This is a genomic window from Mumia sp. ZJ1417 (genome assembly GCF_014127285.1).
Classification (GTDB): Bacteria; Actinomycetota; Actinomycetes; order Propionibacteriales; family Nocardioidaceae; genus Mumia.
In genome coordinates this window covers 2,784,266-2,803,171 of the sequence record NZ_CP059901.1, presented here as the reverse complement: position 1 = coordinate 2,803,171, position 18,906 = coordinate 2,784,266, and the positions used below count along the sequence as shown (strand labels likewise).

The 18,906-nt window shown below is 70.5% G+C and carries 20 protein-coding genes; 11 read left to right on the top strand and 9 right to left on the bottom strand.

Annotation, left to right across the window (positions count from 1 at the left end; translation table 11 throughout):
• Nucleotides 1-3: 3 nt before the first annotated feature.
• Entirely contained in the window at nucleotides 4-489 is a 486-nt protein-coding gene (locus H4N58_RS13610; protein WP_167003938.1) for a MarR family winged helix-turn-helix transcriptional regulator, read from the bottom strand.
• A 146-nt stretch (nucleotides 490-635) separates the two neighbouring features.
• On the opposite strand from H4N58_RS13610, the gene H4N58_RS13605 reads away from it, so the two are divergent.
• A complete protein-coding gene (locus H4N58_RS13605) occupies nucleotides 636-1,172 on the top strand; it encodes a YceI family protein (protein WP_182397098.1) in 537 nt (178 codons plus the stop codon).
• Between the two features lie 105 nt (nucleotides 1,173-1,277).
• On the opposite strand, the gene H4N58_RS13600 is transcribed toward H4N58_RS13605, so the two are convergent.
• Complete coding sequence (locus H4N58_RS13600; RefSeq protein ID WP_167003935.1) at nucleotides 1,278-1,859, bottom strand: TetR/AcrR family transcriptional regulator; 582 nt, start codon at nucleotides 1,857-1,859, stop codon at nucleotides 1,278-1,280.
• Nucleotides 1,860-1,967: 108 nt separating this feature from the next.
• Here H4N58_RS13600 and H4N58_RS13595 point away from each other — a divergent pair, with 108 nt between their 5' ends.
• The 4 genes from H4N58_RS13595 (at nucleotide 1,968) to H4N58_RS13580 (ending at nucleotide 5,967) form a co-directional block, all read left to right on the top strand.
• Complete coding sequence (locus H4N58_RS13595; RefSeq protein WP_167250253.1) at nucleotides 1,968-3,113, top strand: acyl-CoA dehydrogenase family protein; 1,146 nt, start codon at nucleotides 1,968-1,970, stop codon at nucleotides 3,111-3,113.
• Between the two features lie 82 nt (nucleotides 3,114-3,195).
• Complete coding sequence (locus H4N58_RS13590; RefSeq protein ID WP_167250255.1) at nucleotides 3,196-4,419, top strand: acetyl-CoA C-acetyltransferase; 1,224 nt, start codon at nucleotides 3,196-3,198, stop codon at nucleotides 4,417-4,419.
• Nucleotides 4,416-5,183, top strand: coding sequence for an SDR family oxidoreductase (locus tag H4N58_RS13585; protein WP_167003926.1), 768 nt, complete (start codon nucleotides 4,416-4,418; stop codon nucleotides 5,181-5,183). The genes H4N58_RS13590 and H4N58_RS13585 overlap by 4 nt, the downstream gene beginning before the upstream one ends.
• A gap of 1 nt (nucleotide 5,184) precedes the next feature.
• Nucleotides 5,185-5,967, top strand: a complete 783-nt coding sequence (locus tag H4N58_RS13580) for an SDR family oxidoreductase (protein ID WP_167003923.1) — start codon at nucleotides 5,185-5,187, stop codon at nucleotides 5,965-5,967.
• A gap of 105 nt (nucleotides 5,968-6,072) precedes the next feature.
• Here H4N58_RS13580 and H4N58_RS13575 read toward each other — a convergent pair whose 3' ends face one another.
• From H4N58_RS13575 to fabG, 3 genes are read right to left on the bottom strand one after another with little or no spacing between them, the layout of a single operon-like run.
• Entirely contained in the window at nucleotides 6,073-7,281 is a 1,209-nt protein-coding gene (locus tag H4N58_RS13575; RefSeq protein ID WP_167250257.1) for an acyl-CoA dehydrogenase family protein, read from the bottom strand.
• A gap of 30 nt (nucleotides 7,282-7,311) precedes the next feature.
• On the bottom strand, nucleotides 7,312-8,340 hold the full coding sequence (locus tag H4N58_RS13570; RefSeq protein ID WP_208322372.1) for a phosphotransferase family protein: 1,029 nt from the start codon (nucleotides 8,338-8,340) through the stop codon (nucleotides 7,312-7,314).
• Nucleotides 8,341-8,342: 2 nt separating this feature from the next.
• Nucleotides 8,343-9,098, bottom strand: coding sequence for a 3-oxoacyl-ACP reductase FabG (gene fabG, locus H4N58_RS13565; RefSeq protein ID WP_167003917.1), 756 nt, complete (start codon nucleotides 9,096-9,098; stop codon nucleotides 8,343-8,345).
• Nucleotides 9,099-9,237: 139 nt separating this feature from the next.
• Here fabG and H4N58_RS13560 point away from each other — a divergent pair, with 139 nt between their 5' ends.
• Nucleotides 9,238-9,987, top strand: coding sequence for a thioesterase family protein (locus H4N58_RS13560; protein ID WP_167250259.1), 750 nt, complete (start codon nucleotides 9,238-9,240; stop codon nucleotides 9,985-9,987).
• 21 nt (nucleotides 9,988-10,008) lie between these two features.
• Nucleotides 10,009-10,416, top strand: a complete 408-nt coding sequence (locus H4N58_RS13555; RefSeq protein ID WP_167250261.1) for a globin — start codon at nucleotides 10,009-10,011, stop codon at nucleotides 10,414-10,416.
• Nucleotides 10,417-10,419: 3 nt separating this feature from the next.
• Here H4N58_RS13555 and H4N58_RS13550 read toward each other — a convergent pair whose 3' ends face one another.
• Both H4N58_RS13550 and H4N58_RS13545 read right to left on the bottom strand, forming a co-directional pair.
• Nucleotides 10,420-11,526, bottom strand: a complete 1,107-nt coding sequence (locus H4N58_RS13550) for a mechanosensitive ion channel family protein (protein WP_167250263.1) — start codon at nucleotides 11,524-11,526, stop codon at nucleotides 10,420-10,422.
• A gap of 10 nt (nucleotides 11,527-11,536) precedes the next feature.
• Nucleotides 11,537-12,952 (bottom strand): amidase, encoded by a 1,416-nt coding sequence (locus tag H4N58_RS13545; protein ID WP_167250265.1) that lies wholly within the window; start codon nucleotides 12,950-12,952, stop codon nucleotides 11,537-11,539.
• Between the two features lie 45 nt (nucleotides 12,953-12,997).
• Between H4N58_RS13545 and H4N58_RS13540 the strand changes: the two genes are divergently transcribed.
• The 4 genes from H4N58_RS13540 to H4N58_RS13525 all read left to right on the top strand — a co-directional run bounded on the left by H4N58_RS13540 (nucleotide 12,998) and on the right by H4N58_RS13525 (nucleotide 16,234).
• Nucleotides 12,998-13,312, top strand: coding sequence for a hypothetical protein (locus H4N58_RS13540; protein ID WP_167003902.1), 315 nt, complete (start codon nucleotides 12,998-13,000; stop codon nucleotides 13,310-13,312).
• Nucleotides 13,313-13,349: 37 nt separating this feature from the next.
• Nucleotides 13,350-14,264, top strand: coding sequence for a tetratricopeptide repeat protein (locus H4N58_RS13535; RefSeq protein WP_167003899.1), 915 nt, complete (start codon nucleotides 13,350-13,352; stop codon nucleotides 14,262-14,264).
• Nucleotides 14,265-14,366: 102 nt separating this feature from the next.
• On the top strand, nucleotides 14,367-15,221 hold the full coding sequence (locus H4N58_RS13530) for a hypothetical protein (RefSeq protein WP_167003896.1): 855 nt from the start codon (nucleotides 14,367-14,369) through the stop codon (nucleotides 15,219-15,221).
• Nucleotides 15,218-16,234: a hypothetical protein gene (locus H4N58_RS13525; RefSeq protein ID WP_167003894.1), complete on the top strand. Its 1,017-nt coding sequence runs from the start codon at nucleotides 15,218-15,220 to the stop codon at nucleotides 16,232-16,234. The genes H4N58_RS13530 and H4N58_RS13525 overlap by 4 nt, the downstream gene beginning before the upstream one ends.
• 3 nt (nucleotides 16,235-16,237) lie before the next feature.
• Here H4N58_RS13525 and H4N58_RS20820 read toward each other — a convergent pair whose 3' ends face one another.
• Both H4N58_RS20820 and glgB read right to left on the bottom strand, forming a co-directional pair.
• Nucleotides 16,238-17,065 carry an NUDIX hydrolase gene (locus H4N58_RS20820; RefSeq protein WP_279587732.1) on the bottom strand — a complete coding sequence of 276 codons (828 nt, stop codon included), beginning with the start codon at nucleotides 17,063-17,065 and terminating at the stop codon, nucleotides 16,238-16,240.
• The gene (gene glgB / locus H4N58_RS13515; RefSeq protein WP_167003892.1) at nucleotides 17,058-18,878 is read right to left on the bottom strand and encodes a 1,4-alpha-glucan branching protein GlgB; all 1,821 of its coding nucleotides are present in this window, start codon (nucleotides 18,876-18,878) and stop codon (nucleotides 17,058-17,060) included. The genes H4N58_RS20820 and glgB overlap by 8 nt, the downstream gene beginning before the upstream one ends.
• Nucleotides 18,879-18,906 lie beyond the last annotated feature (28 nt).

Here is an 18,906-nt window from a genome sequence, read left to right as displayed (position 1 = left end):
TGCCTAGAAGCGCGAGCCTCCGAGATCGGTGAGGATGCGCTCGAAGACCCGCCCGACCACGGCGAACTCCTCGTCGGTCGTGTTGTCGAGGAGGTAGCGGCGCACGCCGCCGACATGGGTGTGGGCAGCCTCGCGCAGCCGCTCCATGCCGGCCTCCGTGAGCTGGGCGTTGACGCCGCGCCCGTCGGAGGCGCACGAGCGGCGCTCGACGAGACCGGCGCGCTCGAGGCGGGCGACGGTGTGCGTGATGCGGCTCCGGGAGTGGGCGACCTTGTCGGCGACCTCGGCCATCCGGAGCGTCCAGTCGTCGGCCTCGGAGAGGCGGACGAGGATCTCGTACTCGGGCATCGAGAGGTCGTGCTCGCGTCGCAGATCGCGGTCGAGCTGGTCGAAGAACACCGTCGAGCCGCCCAGGAACGACCGCCAGAGCGCCTGCTGACGGTCGTCGAGCCAGCGTGTCTCGGGGGAAGCCTGCGTGGTCGAGGTCATGAGCAGAAGTGTACCCAGGGAATAGTTGTGGATTCAATTAGTTGTGGATACAGTGAGGCTCGTTGGTTTAAACCGCAACAACTTACGGGGATGCCGACACCTCGACCACAAGGATCCCGCACGACACCCGAAGGGCACACATCGACATGGCACAGATCACCGCAGGCACCTGGAACTTCGATCCCACGCACACGGAGATCGGGTTCACCGTCCGCCACCTCATGAGCAAGGTGCGTGGCAAGTTCGAGAAGTTCGAGGGCAGCATCACCACCGCGCCCGAGATCACCGAGTCGACTGCCACCGCGACGATCGACCTGAGCTCGATCAACACCGGCACTCCTGATCGCGACGCGCACCTGCGTTCGGCCGACTTCTTCTCAGTCGAGAACCACCCCACCATGACGTTCACCTCGACCGGTGTCGTCGAGAAGTCCGACACCGAGTTCGTCGTGACCGGCGACCTCACCATCAAGGACGTGACGCGCTCGGTCGAGCTCGCGGTCGAGTTCCTCGGCGAGGGCAAGGACCCGTGGGGCGGCACCCGTGTGGGTGTCGAGGCCACGACGGTGATCAGCCGCAAGGACTTCGGCATCGACTTCAACATCCCGCTCGAGGGTGACAAGGTCATGATCGGCGACAAGATCAGCATCGCCATCACCGGTGAGGCCGTCCTCGCCCAGTGACCTCGTCGACGCGCTGACATCGGCGCGTACGAGACGCTTACGCGGCCGTCCTGGAGTCCCGCCGGCTTCAGGGCGGCCGTTCGCCTGTCTGGTGGAGCCCTTCGGTCAGGCCGTACGGGCGCCGACCGCGCGCAGCGCCAGCTCGGCGTACAGGCGTGCGACGGAGTCGGGGGTGCGGGGTCCGTCCGGCTGGTACCAGCGGACGAGGTCGATCGCCATCGAGATCAGCGCCAGCGCGGTGCCGGGCACGTCGTCGACCTCGAAGACCCCCTTGTCGACGCCCTCGGCGACGGCGTCGCGATAGATGCGCTCGATGTCGCGCCGGTAGCCCGCGACCTCGCGACGGTGCTCCGGGGACAGTGCTGAGAACTCGTACTGGACGACGCGGGCCTTGCGGCTGTGCACGGCGTGCCACTTGGTGAACTCGTACTGCATCTCGGCCAGGCGCTCGACCGGGTCGGCGGTCGAGGCGTAGGCGATGGCGAGCATGTCACGCGTCGAGCGGTGGCCGTCCGAGCTGATCTCGTACAGCAGCTCCTCTTTCGAGGCGTGGTGCACGTAGAGCGCGGCGGGGCTCATGCCGGCCCGCGTGGAGATGTCGCGGGTGGTCGTGGCGTGGAAGCCGCGGTCGGCGAAGGCCTCGACGGCGGCGTCCATCAACCGCTGACGGGCGGGTACCTCGGTCATGGGCCTCTCCTGCACGACGAACCAGCGGAGGGTGGGGACCCTCCTCCACGCTAAGCGAGCGCTTAGTACACTCTAGGTGATCGCGACCTGTCACCCGGAGGCACTCCCATGAAGCGAGCCATCTTCGACGAGGACCACGAGGCGTTCCGTGCGTCCGTCGCCGCGTTCGTCGAGCGTAGCGTGCTGCCGCACGTCGAGCAGTACGCCGACAACAAGGGTCTCCCACGTGCGTACTGGCTCGAGGCCGGCAAGCAGGGGCTGCTCGGGCTCGAGGTTCCCGAGGCGTTCGGCGGGGCCGGCGCGCAGGACTTCCGCTTCAACGCGGTGCTCGCCGAGGAGCTGTCGAAGGTCAACGCCGCGCTGCCGTCGTGCACCGGCATCCACTCCGACATCGTCGCCCCGTACCTCATCGAGCTGACCACGGATGAGCAGAAGGAGCGCTGGCTCCCCAGGTTCGTGACCGGCGAGCTGCTCACCGCGATCGCGATGACCGAGCCGTCGGGCGGGTCCGACCTTGCCGCCCTCAAGACCACCGCCGTGCGCGACGGCGACGAGTGGGTCATCAACGGCTCCAAGACCTTCATCACCAACGGCTGGTCGGCCGACCTCGTGGTCGTCGCCGCCCGTACGAGCCCCGAGAAGGGCGCCAAGGGCATCACGCTCTTCGCGGTCGAGACCGGCATGGATGGCTTCACCCGCGGCCGCAAGCTCGACAAGGTCGGCCAGAGCGAGTCTGACACTGCCGAGCTGTTCTTCTCCGACGTCCGGGTCAGTGACGCGCAGGTCATCGGCGAGGTCGACCGCGGCTTCATCGCGATGATGGAGCGCCTCCCACAGGAGCGGCTGACGTGCGCCGTCTCCAACGTCGCCCACGCCAAGCAGATCCTGCTCGAGACGATCGCGTACGCGAAGGAGCGGCACGCGTTCGCGCAGCCGATCGGGTCCTTCCAGCACAACAAGTTCCTCTTCGCCGAGCTCGTCACCCGGATCGAGTCGGTGGAGGCGTACGTCGATGCGGCCGTGCTCGCCCACACCCGGCGCGAGCTCACCGCGATCGACGCAGCCAAGGTGAAGTGGCTGACCTCCCAGGTCCAGAACGAGGTGCTGGACCACTGCGTCCAGCTGCACGGCGGGTACGGGTTCATGAACGAGTACCGCGTCGCCCGTGCCTGGCGCGACGCCCGCGTGACCAAGATCTGGGCCGGCTCCAACGAGATCATGAAGGAGCTCATCGGTCGCGACCTCGGTCTCTGACCCTGTCGGAGCAGCCGCTCACCACGCCACACTTTCTCGGGACCTCGCCGCCAGTCCGCTCGTCGAACCAGAAGGAAAGCTCATGACAGAAGCCGTCATCGTCTCCACCGCGCGATCGCCCATCGGTCGCGCGTTCAAGGGCTCGCTCAAGGACATGCGTCCGGACGACCTCTCTGCCCAGATGGTGCGCGCCGCTCTCGACAAGGTGCCCGAGCTGGACCCGCGTGACATCAACGACCTCATCCTCGGCTGCGGTCTGCCCGGCGGTGAGCAGGGCATGAACATGGGCCGTGTCGTGTCGGTCCTGCTCGGCTACGACTTCCTCCCCGGGACGACCGTGACGCGCTACTGCTCGTCGAGCCTGCAGACCACGCGCATGGCGTTCCACGCGATCAAGGCCGGTGAGGGCGACGCCTACATCTCCGCCGGCGTCGAGACGGTCAGCCGCTTCGTCAAGGGCAACAGCGACGCGATCCCCGGCCAGCAGATCACCAACCCGGTCTTCACCGACGCCATGCAGCGGACCGAGTCCCTCGCGCAGGGCGGGCAGAAGTGGGCCGACCCGCGCCAGGACGACCACCTCCCTGACGTCTACATCGCGATGGGCCAGACCGCGGAGAACGTCGCGCAGGTGCTCGGCATGAGCCGCGAGGAGCAGGATCGCTTTGCCGTCCGCAGCCAGAACCTCGCCGAGCAGCGCATCAACGAGGGCTTCTGGGCGCGTGAGATCACGCCCGTCACGCTCGCCGACGGCACGCAGGTCACCGCCGACGACGGCCCGCGCGCGGGCACCACGTACGAGGCCGTTTCGCAGCTCAAGCCGGTCTTCCGCCCTGACGGCACCGTCACCGCCGGCAACGCGTGCCCGCTCAACGACGGCGCGGCCGCGCTCGTCATCATGAGCGACCAGAAGGCCAAGGACCTCGGCCTGACCCCGCTCGCACGCATCGTGTCGACCGGCGTGACCGGCCTGTCGCCCGAGATCATGGGCCTCGGTCCGGTCGAGGCGATCCCGCAGGCGCTCAAGCACGCGGGCATGTCGCTCGGCGACATCGACCTGTTCGAGATCAACGAGGCGTTCGCCGTGCAGTCGCTCGGCTCCGCGCAGCAGCTCGGCATCCCCGAGGACAAGCTCAACGTGAACGGCGGCGCGATCGCCGTCGGTCACCCGTTCGGCATGACCGGCGCCCGCATCACCGCGACGCTGATCAACTCGCTGCAGTGGCACGACAAGCAGTTCGGTGTCGAATCGATGTGCGTGGGCGGCGGCATGGGCATGGCCATGGTCATCGAGCGTCTCTCGTGACCGGCGGCGGCGCGAAGCGGTTCGAGGGCCGCACCGCGATCATCACCGGCGCGAGCCGCGGCATCGGCCTCGGCATCGCCCAGCGCCTCGTCGACGAAGGGGCCCGCGTCTGCATCACGGCCCGCAACGACGAGGCGCTCCAGGAGGCCGTGGTCCACCTCGGCGGCCCGGAGGTCGCGATCGGCGTCGCGGGCAAGGGCGACGACCCTGACCACCAGGACGAGGCGGTCGCACGGACGGTCGAGGCGTTCGGGTCCGTCGACCACCTGGTCAACAACACGGGGATCAACCCTGTGTACGGCCGGATGATCGACATCGACCTCGCGGCGGCGCACAAGATCTTCGCCGTCAACGTCCTCAGCGCGCTCGCGTGGACCCAGAAGGTGTTCCACACCTGGATGGACGAGCACGGCGGCACCGTCGTCAACCTCGCGTCGGTGGCCGGCATCAAGCCCGCGCCCGGCATCGGGTTCTACGGGGCCAGCAAGGCGATGCTCATCCACGTCACCGAGGAGCTCGCGGTCGAGCTCGGCCCGTCGGTGCGAGTCAACGCCGTCGCACCGGCGGTGGTCAAGACGAAGTTCGCCACGGCGCTGTACGAGGGGCGCGAGGAAGAGGTCGCGTCGGCGTACCCGATGAAGCGTCTCGGCGTCCCCGACGACATCGCCTCCGTGGTCGCGTTCCTGCTGTCGGACGACTCCGGCTGGCTCACCGGCCAGAACATCGTCGTCGACGGCGGGCTCACGCTCACCGGCGGAGTCTGACGTGCTCCCCGATCGCGCGGGCGTCGTCGTCACCGGCGGAGGCAACGGGATCGGACGTGCGATCGCGCACCGGCTGAACGCAGCCGGTGCGCGTGTCGTCGTCAACGACCTCGACCCGGAGGCGGCCGCGCAGGTCGCCAACGAGGTCGGCGGTCTGGCCGTCCCCGGTGACGCCGCCACCGAGGAGGGCGTCCGCGCCCTGGTGGACGCCGCGCGGGCCCACCTCGGGGCGATCGACGTGTACTTCGCCAACGCGGGCATCGCGCGCGGCGACGCGGAGACGGCGTCGGACGCCGACTTCGAGGCGTCGTGGCAGGTCAACGTGATGGCCCACGTCCGGGCGGCGCGGGCGCTGTTGCCCGAGTGGCTCGAGCGAGGGGAGGGGCGGTTCGTCGCGACCGCCTCGGCGGCAGGGCTGCTGATGATGCTCGGCTCGGCCCCATACACGCTGTCCAAGCACGCCGCCGTCGCTCACGCCGAGTGGCTGTCGGCCACGTACCGGCACCGCGGCGTCGTCGTGCAGGCGCTCTGCCCCCAGGGCGTCCGTACGGCGATGCTCGACGACACCGGCCCGGCCGGCGACGTCACGCTCAAGGACGCGGCGATCACGCCGGAGCAAGCGGCCGAGGTCGTGTACGACGCGCTGCAGGACGATCGGTTCCTGATCCTGCCGCACCCGGAGGTGGCCGACTACGCCCGTGCGAAGGCTGCCGACCCGGACCGGTGGCTCGGCGGCATGAACCGGCTCCAGCGGCGCATCGAGGACCTCCGCGCCGACTTCTGACGCCGGGTCACTTCCTAGCAATGCCGGGTCGCTCTTTGGCAGCTCCGGGTCACTTTCAGCGACCCGAGGTCGCCAAAGAGCGACCCGGCGTCGTTGGGGGAAGCGTCAGAGGTGCTTGCGCAGCTCGGCCTTGGCGAGGGAGTTCTTATGGACCTCGTCTGGGCCGTCGGCGAAGCGGAGCGTACGGACGCCCGCGAACGACGCGGCGAGCGGGAAGTCCTGCGAGAGGCCACCCGCACCGTGGGCCTGGATCGCCTTGTCGAGAATCCACTCGACCGTACGGGGGGTCGCGATCTTGATCGCCTGGATCTCCGAGTGCGCACCCTTGTTGCCGACGGTATCCATCAGCCAGGCCGTCTTGAGGGTCAGCAGGCGCAGCTGCTCAACCTTGACCCGCGACTCCGCGATCCAGTCGCGGATGACGCCCTGTTCGGCCAGCGGCTTGCCGAATGCGACGCGCTCGTTGACGCGCTTGCACATGAGCTCGATCGCACGCTCGGCGATGCCGATCGAGCGCATGCAGTGGTGGATGCGGCCCGGGCCGAGACGCGCTTGCGCGATCGCGAACCCGTCGCCCTCGCCGGCGATGAGGTTCGATGCGGGCACGCGGACGTCGGTGAACTCGATCTCGGCGTGGCCTCCGTGGTCGCGGTCGTCGTAGCCGAGCACGTGCATGCCGCGCTTGACGTTCACACCCGGGGTGTCACGCGGGACGAGGATCTGCGACTGCTGGCGGTGCCGTGCTGCCGTCGGGTCGGTCTTGCCCATGACGATGAAGATCTTGGCGGCGGGGTTCATCGCGCCGGTGATCCACCACTTGCGCCCGTTGATCACGTAGTCGTCGCCGTCGCGCACGATCGACGTGGCGATGTTGGTCGCGTCCGACGAGGCGACGTCGGGCTCGGTCATCGCGAACGACGACCGGATCTCGCCGGTGAGCAGCGGCTCGAGCCACTGCTTCTTATGCTCTTCGGTGCCGAAGTCGTGCAGCACCTCCATGTTGCCCGTGTCGGGTGCGGCGCAGTTGAGCGCGACGGGGGCGATCGCGCCGCTGCGTCCGGTGATCTCGGCCAGCGGGGCGTACTGGAGGTTGGTGAGGCCTGCACCCTCCTTGCCAGGAAGGAAGAGGTTCCACAGCCCCTGCCGCTTCGCCTCCTCCTTGAGGCCCTCGATCATCGGCGGCGGACCCCAGCGTTCCGGGTTCGCGTCGATGTCGGCGTGAAAGGCCTCCTCGGCGGGATAGACGTGCTCGTCCATGAACGCGAGGAGCGTGGCGCGCAGCTCCTCCGTACGGGCGTCGAGTGCGAAGTCCATCGGTGCTCCTTCTGGCGGGGGGAGGGAGGATCAGCGGTGCGCGGCGTCGAGACCGAGGGCGATCAGCGGCTCGGTGACGTCGCCGATCCGGTCGAAGCCCTCACCCACGGTCTGTCCCTGGGTGTAGCGGTAGTGGATGCCCTCGGTGATGATCGCGAGCTTGTAGAACCCGAGCGCGAGGTGGAAACCCATCGAGGAGACGTCGCGTCCGCTGCGGGTCGAGTAGCGCTCGAGCACCTCGTCGACCGACGGGTAGCCCGACGCGCGGGTGGCGTCCGAGACAGCGCTCGCACCGGGGGTGCGTCCCATCTCCTGATAGACGATCGACAGCGCGATGTCCGACAGCGGGTCGCCGAGCGTCGCCATCTCCCAGTCGAGGACGGCCGTGATGCGGTCGCCGCCGGACGGCGTCGTGTCCACGAGGGCGTTGTCGAGCCGGAAGTCGCCATGCACGATCGCCGCGTCGGAGTGCGAGGGGACGTGGGCGGCGAGGTAGTCGTGCAGCGCGTCGTACCCGGCGAGCTCGCGGCTCTTGGACGCCTCGGCCTGCTTGGTCCAGCGCCGGACCTGGCGCTCGAGGTAGCCCTCGGCGCGTCCGAAGTCGCTGAGCCCGACCGACGCCGGGTCGACGGCGTGCAGGTCGGCGAGGGTGTCGATGAGGCGACCGGCGATGGTGGCGGTCCGCTCCGCGCCGAGCTCCTCGAGCTCGGCGGCACGTCGCATCGCACGACCCTCGGCCTTGCCCATCACGTAGAACGGCGCGCCGATGACCTCGGTGTCCTGGCACAGCGCGAAGACCTCGGGGACCGGTACGTCGGTCGGCGCGAGCGCCTCGATGACGGTGTGCTCGCGCGCCATGTCGTGGGCGGTCGCAAGGACGTGGCCGAGCGGCGGGCGGCGGACGATGAGGTGCGTCGTGCCGTCGGTCACGTCGTATGTGAGGTTCGAGCGGCCGCCGGGGATGACCTCCCCGGTGAGCGCGCCCGCGACGAGGCCGGGCGCCTCCTTGTCGAGGTAGGTGCCCAGCCGGTCGAGGTCCAGACCAGGGAGGTCGGCCATGGTCAGTCCCTCGGTCCGCCGGCGACGTAGATGACCTGGCCGGACACGAAACCGGACTCCTCGCTGGTGAGGAACGACGCCGTCGCCGCGATGTCCTCGGGCTGTCCGACGCGGGCGACCGGGATCTGCTGGGCGCTGAACTTCTTGAAGTCCTCGTAATCGACGCCCAGGCGCGCGGCCGTCTCGGCGGTCATCTCGGTCTCGATGAATCCTGGGGCGATCGCGTTGGCGGTGACGCCGAACTTGCCGAGCTCGATGGCGAGGGTCTTGGTGAAGCCCTGCATGCCCGCCTTGGCGGCCGAGTAGTTGGCCTGCCCGCGGTTGCCCAGCGCCGAGGTCGACGAGAGGTTGACGATGCGTCCGAACTTGGCCTCGACCATGAACTGCTGGGCGGCGCGGGCCATGAGAAAGGCGCCACGCAGGTGCACGTTCATGACCGAGTCCCAGTCGGAGACCGACATCTTGAACAGCATGTTGTCGCGGATGATGCCCGCGTTGTTGACGAGGATCGTCGGGCCACCGAGCTCGGCGACGATGCGCTCGAAGGCGCCGGCGACCGCCTGCTCGTCCGACACGTCTGCACCGACCGCGAGGGCCTTGCCCCCGGCTGCGGTGATCGCGTCGACGGTCGCGGCGCAGGAGGCCTCGTCGAGGTCGATCACCGCGACGGCGTGCCCGTCGGCGGCGAGTCGCTTGGCGACGGCGGCACCGATCCCGCGGGCCGCGCCAGTGACAATGGCAGTTCGCTGCTGGCTCACACGTACTCCTCGTTGCTTCTGCTGGTGCTCACGACCACGGGCTAAGCGATCGCTTAGCAACGTACCGCATTCGTCGTGAGCAAGGACACAGGGGAGCCGGGTGCGCGAGCGCCCTCGCCATCTCTGCCACGATCGATGCGTGCGACACCTCTTTGCCTGCGACCTCCGCTGGGCCGACATGGACGCGTTCGGGCACGTCAACAACGTCACGTACGCCGACTACCTGCGTGAAGCCCGCCTCGCGGCCGCCGAGGCCGAGGGTGCGCGTCCGGCACGCGTCCTGGCACTCGAGATCGACTACCGCGCTCCGCTCGTCTTCCGGCCCGAGCCTGCGCTCGTGGAGACGACGATGAACGCCGACGGCGTGCTGGTGCAGGAGATCGCCGACCGTCACGAGGACGGCGGCCGCACCGTCTATGCGCGGGGGAGGACGACGCTCGTACCCGACGGCGCAGTGCCGCTCGTGCGCCCCGATCCGTCGCTCACGGGCCGCCTTCCTGTGACCGTACGGGCGCGCGACCTCGGCAGCGACGGGTACGTCGACGAGGTCGCGACGCTCGAGCTCCTCCAGGAGGCCCGGGTCGCGTACGCCGACGCCATCGGGGCCCGCGACGAGCCCTGGGTGGTCGGGCGCAGTGAGACCACCTTCCTCCGCCCCTTCGGACGGCGGTCCTCGTGCGCGGTGTACGCCGGCATCGGCCGTCTCGGGACCTCGTCGTTCGTGATCCTCACCGAGCTCGTCGACGAGGCGCCGGACGGTGGCAGCGAGCCGGTCGTCGTGGCGAGCGGACACAACGTGATGGTCGGGTTCGACCCGCAGACTCAGCGGTCCCGCCCGCTCACCGCTCACGAACGCGCTCATCTGGAGCCTCACGTCGTCGCCGGTTGAGCCGACCGGGAGAATGGACGCGTGAGTCAGGACCAGGCGGAGCCGCAGCAGACCTTCTACGACGCGATCGGCGGGTACGACACGATCGCATCGATCGTCGCGGCCTTCTACGAAGGGGTCGCCGAGGACCCGGTGCTCCGGCCGATGTATCCGGAGGAGGACCTCGGCCCGGCTGAGGAGCGGTTCACGCTGTTCCTCGTCCAGTACTGGGGCGGGCCGACGACCTACTCCGAGCGTCGCGGCCACCCGCGTCTGCGCATGCGGCACGCGCCGTTCGCCGTCACCCCGACGGCGTCCGAGCACTGGCTGCGGCACTTCCGCGCGGCGCTCGACCGCGTGGCCCTGTCGCCCGAGCACGACCGCGAGTTCTGGGCGTACGTGACCCACGCGGCGCAGTTCATGATCAACACGCCCGAGGACCTCGGCTAGCGCCTACCGGCGTCGCCCGCGCTCGGGCTCGTCCTCCGGCTGGGCCGCAGGACCGCCGTCGTCCTCCGGCGCATCGCCCTCCGGGTCCTCCTCGGGCTCCGGCGCGACCTGCGGGGGAGCGCCGTACGCGGCGGCGTGGGCGTACGGGATGTCGATGTGCAGCGTGTCGAAGCGGTCCTTGATGAGCTCGCGCATCTCGCGTGCGACCTCCCACTGCTTGAGCGGCGCCGTCTTGAGCACGACGCGGACGACGACACCCTCGGCGGTCCAGCGCTCGACGCCCCAGACCTCCGGCTCCTCGAGGATCGCGCCGCTCCACTCGGGGTCCTGCCACAGCGCGTGCGCGACCTCATGCAGGACCTCGCGGACCCGCCTGAGGTCCACGTCGTACCCGACCGGGATGTCGAGCACGGTCCGCGCCCAGTTCTGGGACTGGTTGCCGACCCGCAGGATCTCGCCGTTGCGGACGTACCAGACCGTGCCGTTGACGTCGCGCAGCCGCGTCACACGCATGCTCACCGCCTCGACGGTGCCGACCGCGTCGCCGAGGTCGACGACGTCGCCGACGCCGTACTGGTCCTCGAGGATCATGAAGATGCCCGAGATGAAATCCTTGACGAGGCTCTGCGCGCCGAAACCGAGGGCGACACCGAGGATGCCGGCGGACGCCAGCAGCGGCGCGATGTTGTAGCCGAGCGTCGCGATCACCATGAACGTGACGACGGTGAAGATCACGATCGTCGCGATGTTCTTGAGCAGCGAGCCCATGCTCTTGGCGCGCTGCTCGCGGCGCTCGTGCAGCAGGGGGGTGACCGCCTCCGCGGCACGTGCGCCGGGCACGGTGCCCGCGGCCGCCGAGCGGGTGACGCGATCGATCACGCGGTTGATCAGCCAGCGCGCCGCGACCCCGCCGAGGATCAGCAGCAGGATCGCCATCGGCTTGGCGAGCAGCAGGTCGGCGAGCTCGGCGAGGGTGTCGTTGTCGGTCCACCGATGGACCAGGCTGCACACCTGGTGGTCGGGGTCCTGCCAGCAGTTCTGGCTGAGGAGGCCCTCAGGGACCAGCTCGGGAACCAGCTCGTTGTCGGAGGCGAGGGCGGCAGCGGACATGCCCAAGACGTTAGCGGGCGCCCACCAGCGTCTGCGGACGCCTCCACGGGTCGCCCGGCGCCGAGCAGGCGTCCTCAACCTGAGCGGCAAGGCTCATCAGGAGCACGTCGGCGCCTGGATGGGCCGCCAGCATCGTCCCGATCGGCAGGCCTTCGGTGCTCCAGCCGGTCGGGAGCGAGACGGCGGGCGCGCCGGCGATGTTCCAGACGGACGTGTACGGGGTGAACGCCTTCTGCGCCGCGAAGTCCGCCGCAGGGTCGGAGTCGTCGCGCAGCGAGCCGACCGGCGCCGGGAGCTGCCCGAGCGTCGGGGTGAGGACCATGTCGTAGGCCTCGTAAGCCTCGAGGGTCCGCTGCTCGGCCTGGCGCATCGCCAGCAGCGCCGCCGCGTACTCCGTGCCGCTCGCCGCGCGGCCGCGCTCCCGCTCCCAGCGGGTCAGCGGCCGCAGAAGCTCCTCGCGCTCGCGCGGCACCGGCGCGGACGCCGCCCCGACGAACCACACCGTCTCGAAGGCAGCGACGGTCTCCGGACCGAACGGGGGAGCGACATCCACGACGTCGTGGCCGAGCTTGACCAGGAGGCGGCTCATCTCCTCGTACGCGTCGAGGACCTCCGGGTCGGGCGGGAGGTCGCCGATGACCGGGTCGGCGAAGCGTGCCACCCGCAGGCGCCCCGGTGCGCGCTCGCAGGCGTCGCTGAGCCGAGCGCCGGTGAGTGCGAGGACGTCGAGCAGGGCCGCCGCGTCGGCGACGGTGGTCGCGAGCGGGCCTGGGACGGCGAGGCCCGAGACGTCGATCTCCTCAGGCGTGCCAGGGACGAGGCCACGGGTCGGCTTGAAGCCGACGAGGCCGCAGGACGAGGCGGGGATGCGGATCGAGCCGCCGCCGTCCGACCCGACCGCGACCGGGAGCAAGCCGGCCGCGACAGCGGCGGCTGCGCCCCCGGACGAACCGCCCGCACCTCGGGTCAGGTCGTACGGGGTGCGCGCCGGCGGGGCGACATCGGGCTCGGTGTAGCAGGGCAGGCCGAGCTCGGGGGTGTTGGTCTTGCCGAGGCTGATCATGCCGGCGGCAGCGACCCGCACGGCCGCTGTGCCGTCGGCGTCGGGGACGAGGTCGGCGAACGCCGCCGACCCGAAGGTCGTCCGTATGCCAGCGGTGGGGGTGAGGTCCTTGAGTGCGGTGGGGATGCCGAACAGCGGCGGGAGGAGGTCGGCGCTGGGGCCACGCAGGGCGTCCCGGGCGGAGGCGGCCGCCGCCCGCGCCTCGTCGGCCGTGACGGTGACGAAGGCGCCGACCTCCGCGTCGAGCGCCTCGATGCGTGCGAGGAGCGCGTCGACGACGGAGACGGGGTCGGTCTCGCGCCGCCGGTAGGCGGCAGCGAGGTCGAGTGCGGACGCGAGAACGCCGTCGGGGTCGGAAGGCATACCGCCGAGACTAGGGGAGTGAGGTGCTCGGTTAGAATGACCGTCATGCTGAGCCGGAGCCGTACCGCTGTCCGTTCCGCCGTCGCCGGTGCTCTCGTCGCATCGCCTCTGATCGCCGTCGCCGCCGCCACACCGGCCGCTGCTGACGTGCCGATCGGCTGGGAGGAGGGGACCCCGATGTCGACGCTCGACGTCCTGCTCGTCTTCGCCGGCATCCCGCTGGCGATCGCTGTGGTGCTCGCGCTGTTCGGCCTCATCCTCGCGCGTCGCACGACGCCGAGCTACCTTCCTTACGTCGCGGCGCCCGGTGCGGCGCTCACGTCGCCTGCCGAGCGCGCGGAGCTCACCTCCGGGCACTGACCGTTCTGATGACTTCGACACCCGAGGAGACCCGCCGATGAGCTTCTCGCGTCCTGGCGCCGTCGACCTGTCCGCTCTCAAGAAGCCGGCCGCACCCGCCGGCGCCTCAGCGGCGGGCCCTGCGCCCGCCGGTGCGTCGTGGGTGCTCGACGTCGGCGAACAGAACTTCCAGCAGGTGCTGCAGGCCTCGGTCGACCACGTGGTCGTGCTGTCCCTGTGGTCGTCGCGCTCGCCTCAAAGCAGCACGTTCAACCAGGTCCTCGCCGACGCCGTCAACGCGTACGCGGGCCGCATGCTGCTCGCGCAGATCGACGTGGACGCCAACCCGCAGATCGCCCAGATGCTCGGGGCGCAGGGCGTCCCGTTCGTGCTCGGGGTGGTCAAGGGCCAGCCGGTGCCGCTGTTCCAGGGCACGGCCGAGGAGGCACAGGTCCGTCAGTACCTCGACGAGCTGCTCCGCGTCGCCGAGGCCAACGGCGTGACCGGCACCGCGGCGCCCGTCGGTGGCGCGGCGGCCTCTGACGAGGAGGAGCCTGCGGACGATCCGCGCTTCGCCGCTGCGGACGACGCGTACGCCGAGGGCGACTACGCCAAGGCGGTCGCCGAGTACGAGAAGCTGCTCGCCACGAACCCGGCCGACACCGAGGCCGCCGAGCGGCTTGCCGGCGCCAAGCTGCTGCAGCGTACGGAGGGTGCCGAGCTGTCCGCAGCGCGTGACGCGGCGGCCCAGAACCCGGACGATATCGATGCGCAGCTGCTCGTCGCTGACCTCGACCTGTCCGGCGGGCACGTCGACGACGCGTTCGGGCGTCTCATCGACGTGGTGCGCCGTACGGCCGGTGACGACCGCGAGCGCATCCGCGCGCGGCTCGTCGAGTACTTCACGATCGTGGGCAATGATGATCCGCGAGTCGGCCAGGCCCGTCGGGCGCTCGCGACCGCGTTGTTCTGAGTGCGCTCGCGACCGCGTTGTTCTGAGTGCGCTCGCGACCGCGTCCCGCGACGCGCGTGAACTGAACGCACGGAGACTTCGGACGCCCGGCATACTTGCTCCATGCGACGGGTGGCGGGGATCGGGCTGCTCGCGCTCGGAATCCTCCTCGCGCTGGCCGGTGCGGTCGTCGCGGTGGCGATGGGTCCGGACGACCGCCTGACGACAGGCCCGCACGACGTGCGGGCCGACGGTCGCGCCGTCGTGACGCGGCCCGCGGTCCTGGCCCGGTACGGGCCGCAGGTGAGCGTCCTCGTCGAGGTCCCGGGCGACAAGCCGGTGTTCCTCGGGCTCGGGCACACGGTCGACGTCGAGGACTACGTCTCGTCGACCGCGCGGGTGGAGGTGACACGCTTTCGCGTGCCGTGGTCGCTGAAGTCCCGTGTCGCCACTGGCGAGCCGCAGCTCCGAGCCGCCCCGACCGCGCTCGACTGGTGGATCATGCAGGCGGCTGGTGTCGGGGGTGCGGAGCTGCGGTTCACGCTGCCCGACGAGCCGGTGTCGCTCGCGGTGCTCGCGGTCGGCGACTCCGACCTGAAAGGTCTGCGGGTCACGGCGTCGTACGAGGTTCCCGGGGCGTTCGGCGTCGGCGTCGGGATGGCCGCGACAGGTCTGGGTGCCGCGCTGCTGGGCCTGGTCGCGCTGAGGCTGGTCCCGGGGGTGGGGCGACGGACGCCACCGGTCGAAGCATCCGGCTTCGTCGACGACGAGTGGGACGTACCCTGGCCCGAGACCGACCCGTCCGACGCGGACACCTGGGACGACTTCCTGTCCGAGGAGGGCACGGCGGAGGGTCCTGCGACCAGGGCCGACCGCCCGTCCGCGCCGCCGAAGAAGCGCGGGGCGAAGCCGCGGTGGCCGAGGAAGGGCAAGGTCGGCAAACCGGGGCCTGGCACCGACAAGGAGGTGGCGAGATGAGTGAGAGAGCGGCCCGTACGGGCGCGCCGCGGTCGCTCGTCGCCGTCGGTGCCGCGTTGCTCGTCGTCTCGCTCGGCGGGTGCGGGGTGGTCCCGCTGGAGAAGACCAGTGCCGATGTGTCGAAGCTGGCGGCGGAGACGTCGACGGTGCAGCGGACGTACGACAACTACGAGAAGGCGCGCGGAGCTGCCTTCGCCGCGCTCGATCCCGAGGTGCTCGCGCTGGTCGAGACGGGCCCGGTGCTCGCGGTCGACACGGGCGCCATCGACGTGGCGAAGCGCTTGCACGGCAACGCGTCGACCGGGCGCGAGACGGCGCCGGCCGAGATCGAGGACGTCTACACGCCGCGGCTCGACGCGTACCCGCTGTGGTTCGTCGCCACCGCCCGCGACGAGGGGCGGGGGGTGCGGCGCATCCAGGTGTTCGAGCGCGCCTCGTCGACCGATCAGTGGGAGCTCACGGCCTCGCCGGAGGCGTTGCTCAGCACGGTGCTGCCGGTTCCGGAGACGGTCGACGGCGTGCTCCAGACGGTCGGGCCCGACGACGCCGACGGCCTCGTGAGCGCGCCGTCGCAGGCGCTGATGGCGTACGCCGCGACGCTGGGCAACCCGAGCTCGCCCCGTTCCACCGAGGTGACGGCCGACTCGTTCGTCTCGCAGATGCGGGCCCAGGCGGCGGGGCTCGCGCAGCCGGGCACGACGTTCCGGCGCACGTGGGCCTCCCAGCCCGTCCAGCACGCGGTGCGGACCAAGGACGGCGGCGCGCTCGTGTTCGGGACGCTGATGCGGCAGGACGGGTGGGTGCTGACGCCGGGCGCGACCGTACGGTGGCCGGCGGAGTCGGAGCACAAGGCCTATTTCGGCGACCCGATGTCGCGCTCGGGGGTCCTGCGCTACTACCACCAGGTGCTCATGTACATCCCGCCCACCGGCGGCGTCGGGCTCCCGCGGGTGCTCGCGCAGTACGGCGGTGTGATCGGGTCCGAGGACACCGGGCCGGTCGCCGCGCCCTGAGCCTCAGGCGGTCCCGCGGAACACGTGCCCCGCTTCGCGGTAGGCGTCGGCAGGGTCGTCGTCGAGGCTGTCGAGCAGCTCAATCGTCGCCCCTGTCGCGCGCTCGCGGACGAGGTCGCGGTCGCACCAGTGGACGGCGGCGATCTCGGTCGGCTGCAGGACCAGCGGGGTCTCGGGACCCCAGGCCTCGACGTCGAAGACGAACAGCACCGCGTCGTCCCACGCGCTCCACGGTGGGAGCCAGTTGACCGTACGAAGGCCCCTGACGCGTGCGTCGACGCCGAGCTCCTCGCGCAGCTCGCGCACGACCGCGTCGGCGGGAGACTCGCCGGGGTCGACGACACCGCCGGGCAGGTCCCACTCGCGCTTGTAGGTGAGCTCGCACAGCAGCACCCGCCCGTCCTGGTCGCAGACGAGCGCCTGTGCGATCGCGCGCTTCTTGGGCAGGGCGGCGTTGAGCATCGCGACGAACCCCTCCCGCGTCTGCGGGTGTGGGTCGTCGGCGAGCCGCGACAGCAGCTCCTGGTCGGGTCCTTCGACGTGCCGCAGCATCCCGTCGCGGCGCATGCCCGCGCGCGCCGCCGCGCGGCGGTCACCGACGGCGTCCTCGTCGATCAAGGTCTGGACGCGCGTCGCGCCGAGCTCCTCGAGCACGTACGTGACAGCGAGGTTGACGGCCTGCGACCGCCGCGGCTCCTCTGTGCTGCCGAGGTCCCACGAGAGGGTCGCGGTGCGCGCATCGTCGCGGTGCACCGTGATCGTGCCGAGGACGGCGTCGCCCTCGTGGATCTCGAGGCTGTCGCCGTCGGGGTGGAGCGTGAGGTCAGCCATCGGCCCGCTCCAGCCAGGTGACCGAGAGGGCCGGGAGGGTGAGCATCGCCGAGTGCTGCTGGCCGTGCCAGGGCTGCTCATCGGCCACCAGCGTGCGTACGGGATCGGTGCTCGCCCCTCCGTACGCGGCATCGTCGGTGCACATCACGACGTCCCACGGGCCGGGTGTGGGCAGCCCGACACGGTAGGAGTCCCAGGTCGCTCCGGACATGTTCGCCACGCAGACGAGACTACGACCGTCTGCGCGCCGGACGAAGGCATAGACGTTGTGCGTCGCGTCATCGGCCTCCAGCCATGCGAACCCGCCGGGGGAGTGATCGCCGGACCACAAGGCCGGGTTCGCCGCGTAGCGCGCGTTGAGGTCACTCACCAGCCGCTGCACGCCGGCGTGCGCGGTGGCGTCGTGCGCATCGGTGTCGAGGAGGTCCCAGTCGAGCGAACGCTCGTCGGACCACTCGCGCTCCTGCGCGATCTCGCCGCCCATGAAGAGGAGCTGCTTGCCGGGGTACGACCACTGGTAGGCGAGCAGCGCGCGCAGCGACGCGAACTGCTGTGCGTCGTCGCCGGCCATCTTGGTCAGCAGCGAGCCCTTGCCGTGAACCACCTCGTCGTGGGACAGCGGGAGGACGAAGTTCTCGGCGTGGTGGTACATCGTCGCGAACGTCAAGCGGTGGTGGTCCTGGCCGCGGAAGAGCGGGTCGGTCGCGAGGTAGCCGAGCGTGTCGTGCATCCAGCCGAGGTCCCACTTGAACCCGAAGCCGAGCCCGCCGTGGGCCACGTCGCGCGTGACGCCGTCGTAGGCGGTCGACTCCTCGGCGATCATCGCGATCCCGGGGAACCGTCCGTAGCAGGAGGCGTTGAGCTCCTGGAAGAACGAGACGGCGTCGAGGTCGATGTTGCCGCCGTGCAGGTTGGGGACCCAGTCGCCGGGCCCGCGCGAGTAGTCGAGGTAGAGCATCGACGCGACGGCGTCCACGCGCAGCCCGTCGACGTGGAACTCTTCGAGCCACCAGAACGCGTTGGCCAGCAGGAACTCGCGGACCTCGGGCTTGGTGAGGTCGAAGACGTACGTCCCCCAGTCGGGGTGCTCGCCGCGGCGTGGGTCGGGATGCTCGTACAGAGCCGTGCCGTCAAAGCGGCCGAGCGCCCACTCGTCGCGCGGGAAGTGCGCGGGGACCCAGTCGAGGATCACGCCGATGCCCGCGGTGTGGAAGGCGTCGACGAGCGCCCGGAAGTCGTCGGGATCGCCGAAGCGGGACGTCGGCGCGTAGTAGCCCGTCACCTGGTAGCCCCACGAGCCGCCGAACGGGTGCTCCATCACGGGCATCAGCTCGACGTGGGTGAAGCCGCGCTCGGCGACGTACGGGACGAGCGTGGTTGCCAGCTCGGCGTACGAGAGGCCGCGCCGCCACGAGCCGAGGTGCACCTCGTACACGCTCATCGGCTCAGCCCACGGGCGGCGGGCGGGGCGGGTGCTCATCCACGCGTCGTCGCTCCACTCGTGCCGCGAGGTGAAGACGCGCGAGGCGTTGGCCGGCGGGACCTCGGCCCACGCCTCGAACGGGTCGGCCTTCTGGCGCCACACACCGTCGGCTCCGTGGACCGCGTACTTGTAGAGCGCGCCGTCGCCGATGCCGTCGACGCGGCCGCGCCAGACTCCGTCGGCGTCGCGAGCGAGGCCGTGGCCGGCGCCGTCCCAGCCGTTGAAGTCGCCGAGGACCTGCACATCCTGGGCGTGCGGCGCCCACACGGCGAAGGTCACGCCGTCGTCACGGACATGAGCACCGAGGTCGCGCCACAGGTCTCGCGTCATGCGGTGGAGTCTTTCACGGGCGCACGGC

Excerpts from the sequence above, each read along its gene's own strand:
- H4N58_RS13610 (WP_167003938.1), bottom strand. The coding sequence starts at position 489 with ATGACCTCGACCACGCAGGCTTCCCCCGAGACACGCTGGCTCGACGAC.
- H4N58_RS13605 (WP_182397098.1), top strand. The coding sequence starts at position 636 with ATGGCACAGATCACCGCAGGCACCTGGAACTTCGATCCCACGCACACG.
- H4N58_RS13600 (WP_167003935.1), bottom strand. The coding sequence starts at position 1,859 with ATGACCGAGGTACCCGCCCGTCAGCGGTTGATGGACGCCGCCGTCGAG.
- H4N58_RS13595 (WP_167250253.1), top strand. The coding sequence starts at position 1,968 with ATGAAGCGAGCCATCTTCGACGAGGACCACGAGGCGTTCCGTGCGTCC.
- H4N58_RS13590 (WP_167250255.1), top strand. The coding sequence starts at position 3,196 with ATGACAGAAGCCGTCATCGTCTCCACCGCGCGATCGCCCATCGGTCGC.
- H4N58_RS13575 (WP_167250257.1), bottom strand. The coding sequence starts at position 7,281 with ATGGACTTCGCACTCGACGCCCGTACGGAGGAGCTGCGCGCCACGCTC.
- H4N58_RS13570 (WP_208322372.1), bottom strand. The coding sequence starts at position 8,340 with ATGGCCGACCTCCCTGGTCTGGACCTCGACCGGCTGGGCACCTACCTC.
- H4N58_RS13550 (WP_167250263.1), bottom strand. The coding sequence starts at position 11,526 with ATGTCCGCTGCCGCCCTCGCCTCCGACAACGAGCTGGTTCCCGAGCTG.
- H4N58_RS13545 (WP_167250265.1), bottom strand. The coding sequence starts at position 12,952 with ATGCCTTCCGACCCCGACGGCGTTCTCGCGTCCGCACTCGACCTCGCT.
- H4N58_RS13540 (WP_167003902.1), top strand. The coding sequence starts at position 12,998 with ATGCTGAGCCGGAGCCGTACCGCTGTCCGTTCCGCCGTCGCCGGTGCT.
- H4N58_RS13535 (WP_167003899.1), top strand. The coding sequence starts at position 13,350 with ATGAGCTTCTCGCGTCCTGGCGCCGTCGACCTGTCCGCTCTCAAGAAG.
- H4N58_RS13530 (WP_167003896.1), top strand. The coding sequence starts at position 14,367 with ATGCGACGGGTGGCGGGGATCGGGCTGCTCGCGCTCGGAATCCTCCTC.
- H4N58_RS13525 (WP_167003894.1), top strand. The coding sequence starts at position 15,218 with ATGAGTGAGAGAGCGGCCCGTACGGGCGCGCCGCGGTCGCTCGTCGCC.
- H4N58_RS20820 (WP_279587732.1), bottom strand. The coding sequence starts at position 17,065 with ATGGCTGACCTCACGCTCCACCCCGACGGCGACAGCCTCGAGATCCAC.
- glgB (WP_167003892.1), bottom strand. The coding sequence starts at position 18,878 with ATGACGCGAGACCTGTGGCGCGACCTCGGTGCTCATGTCCGTGACGAC.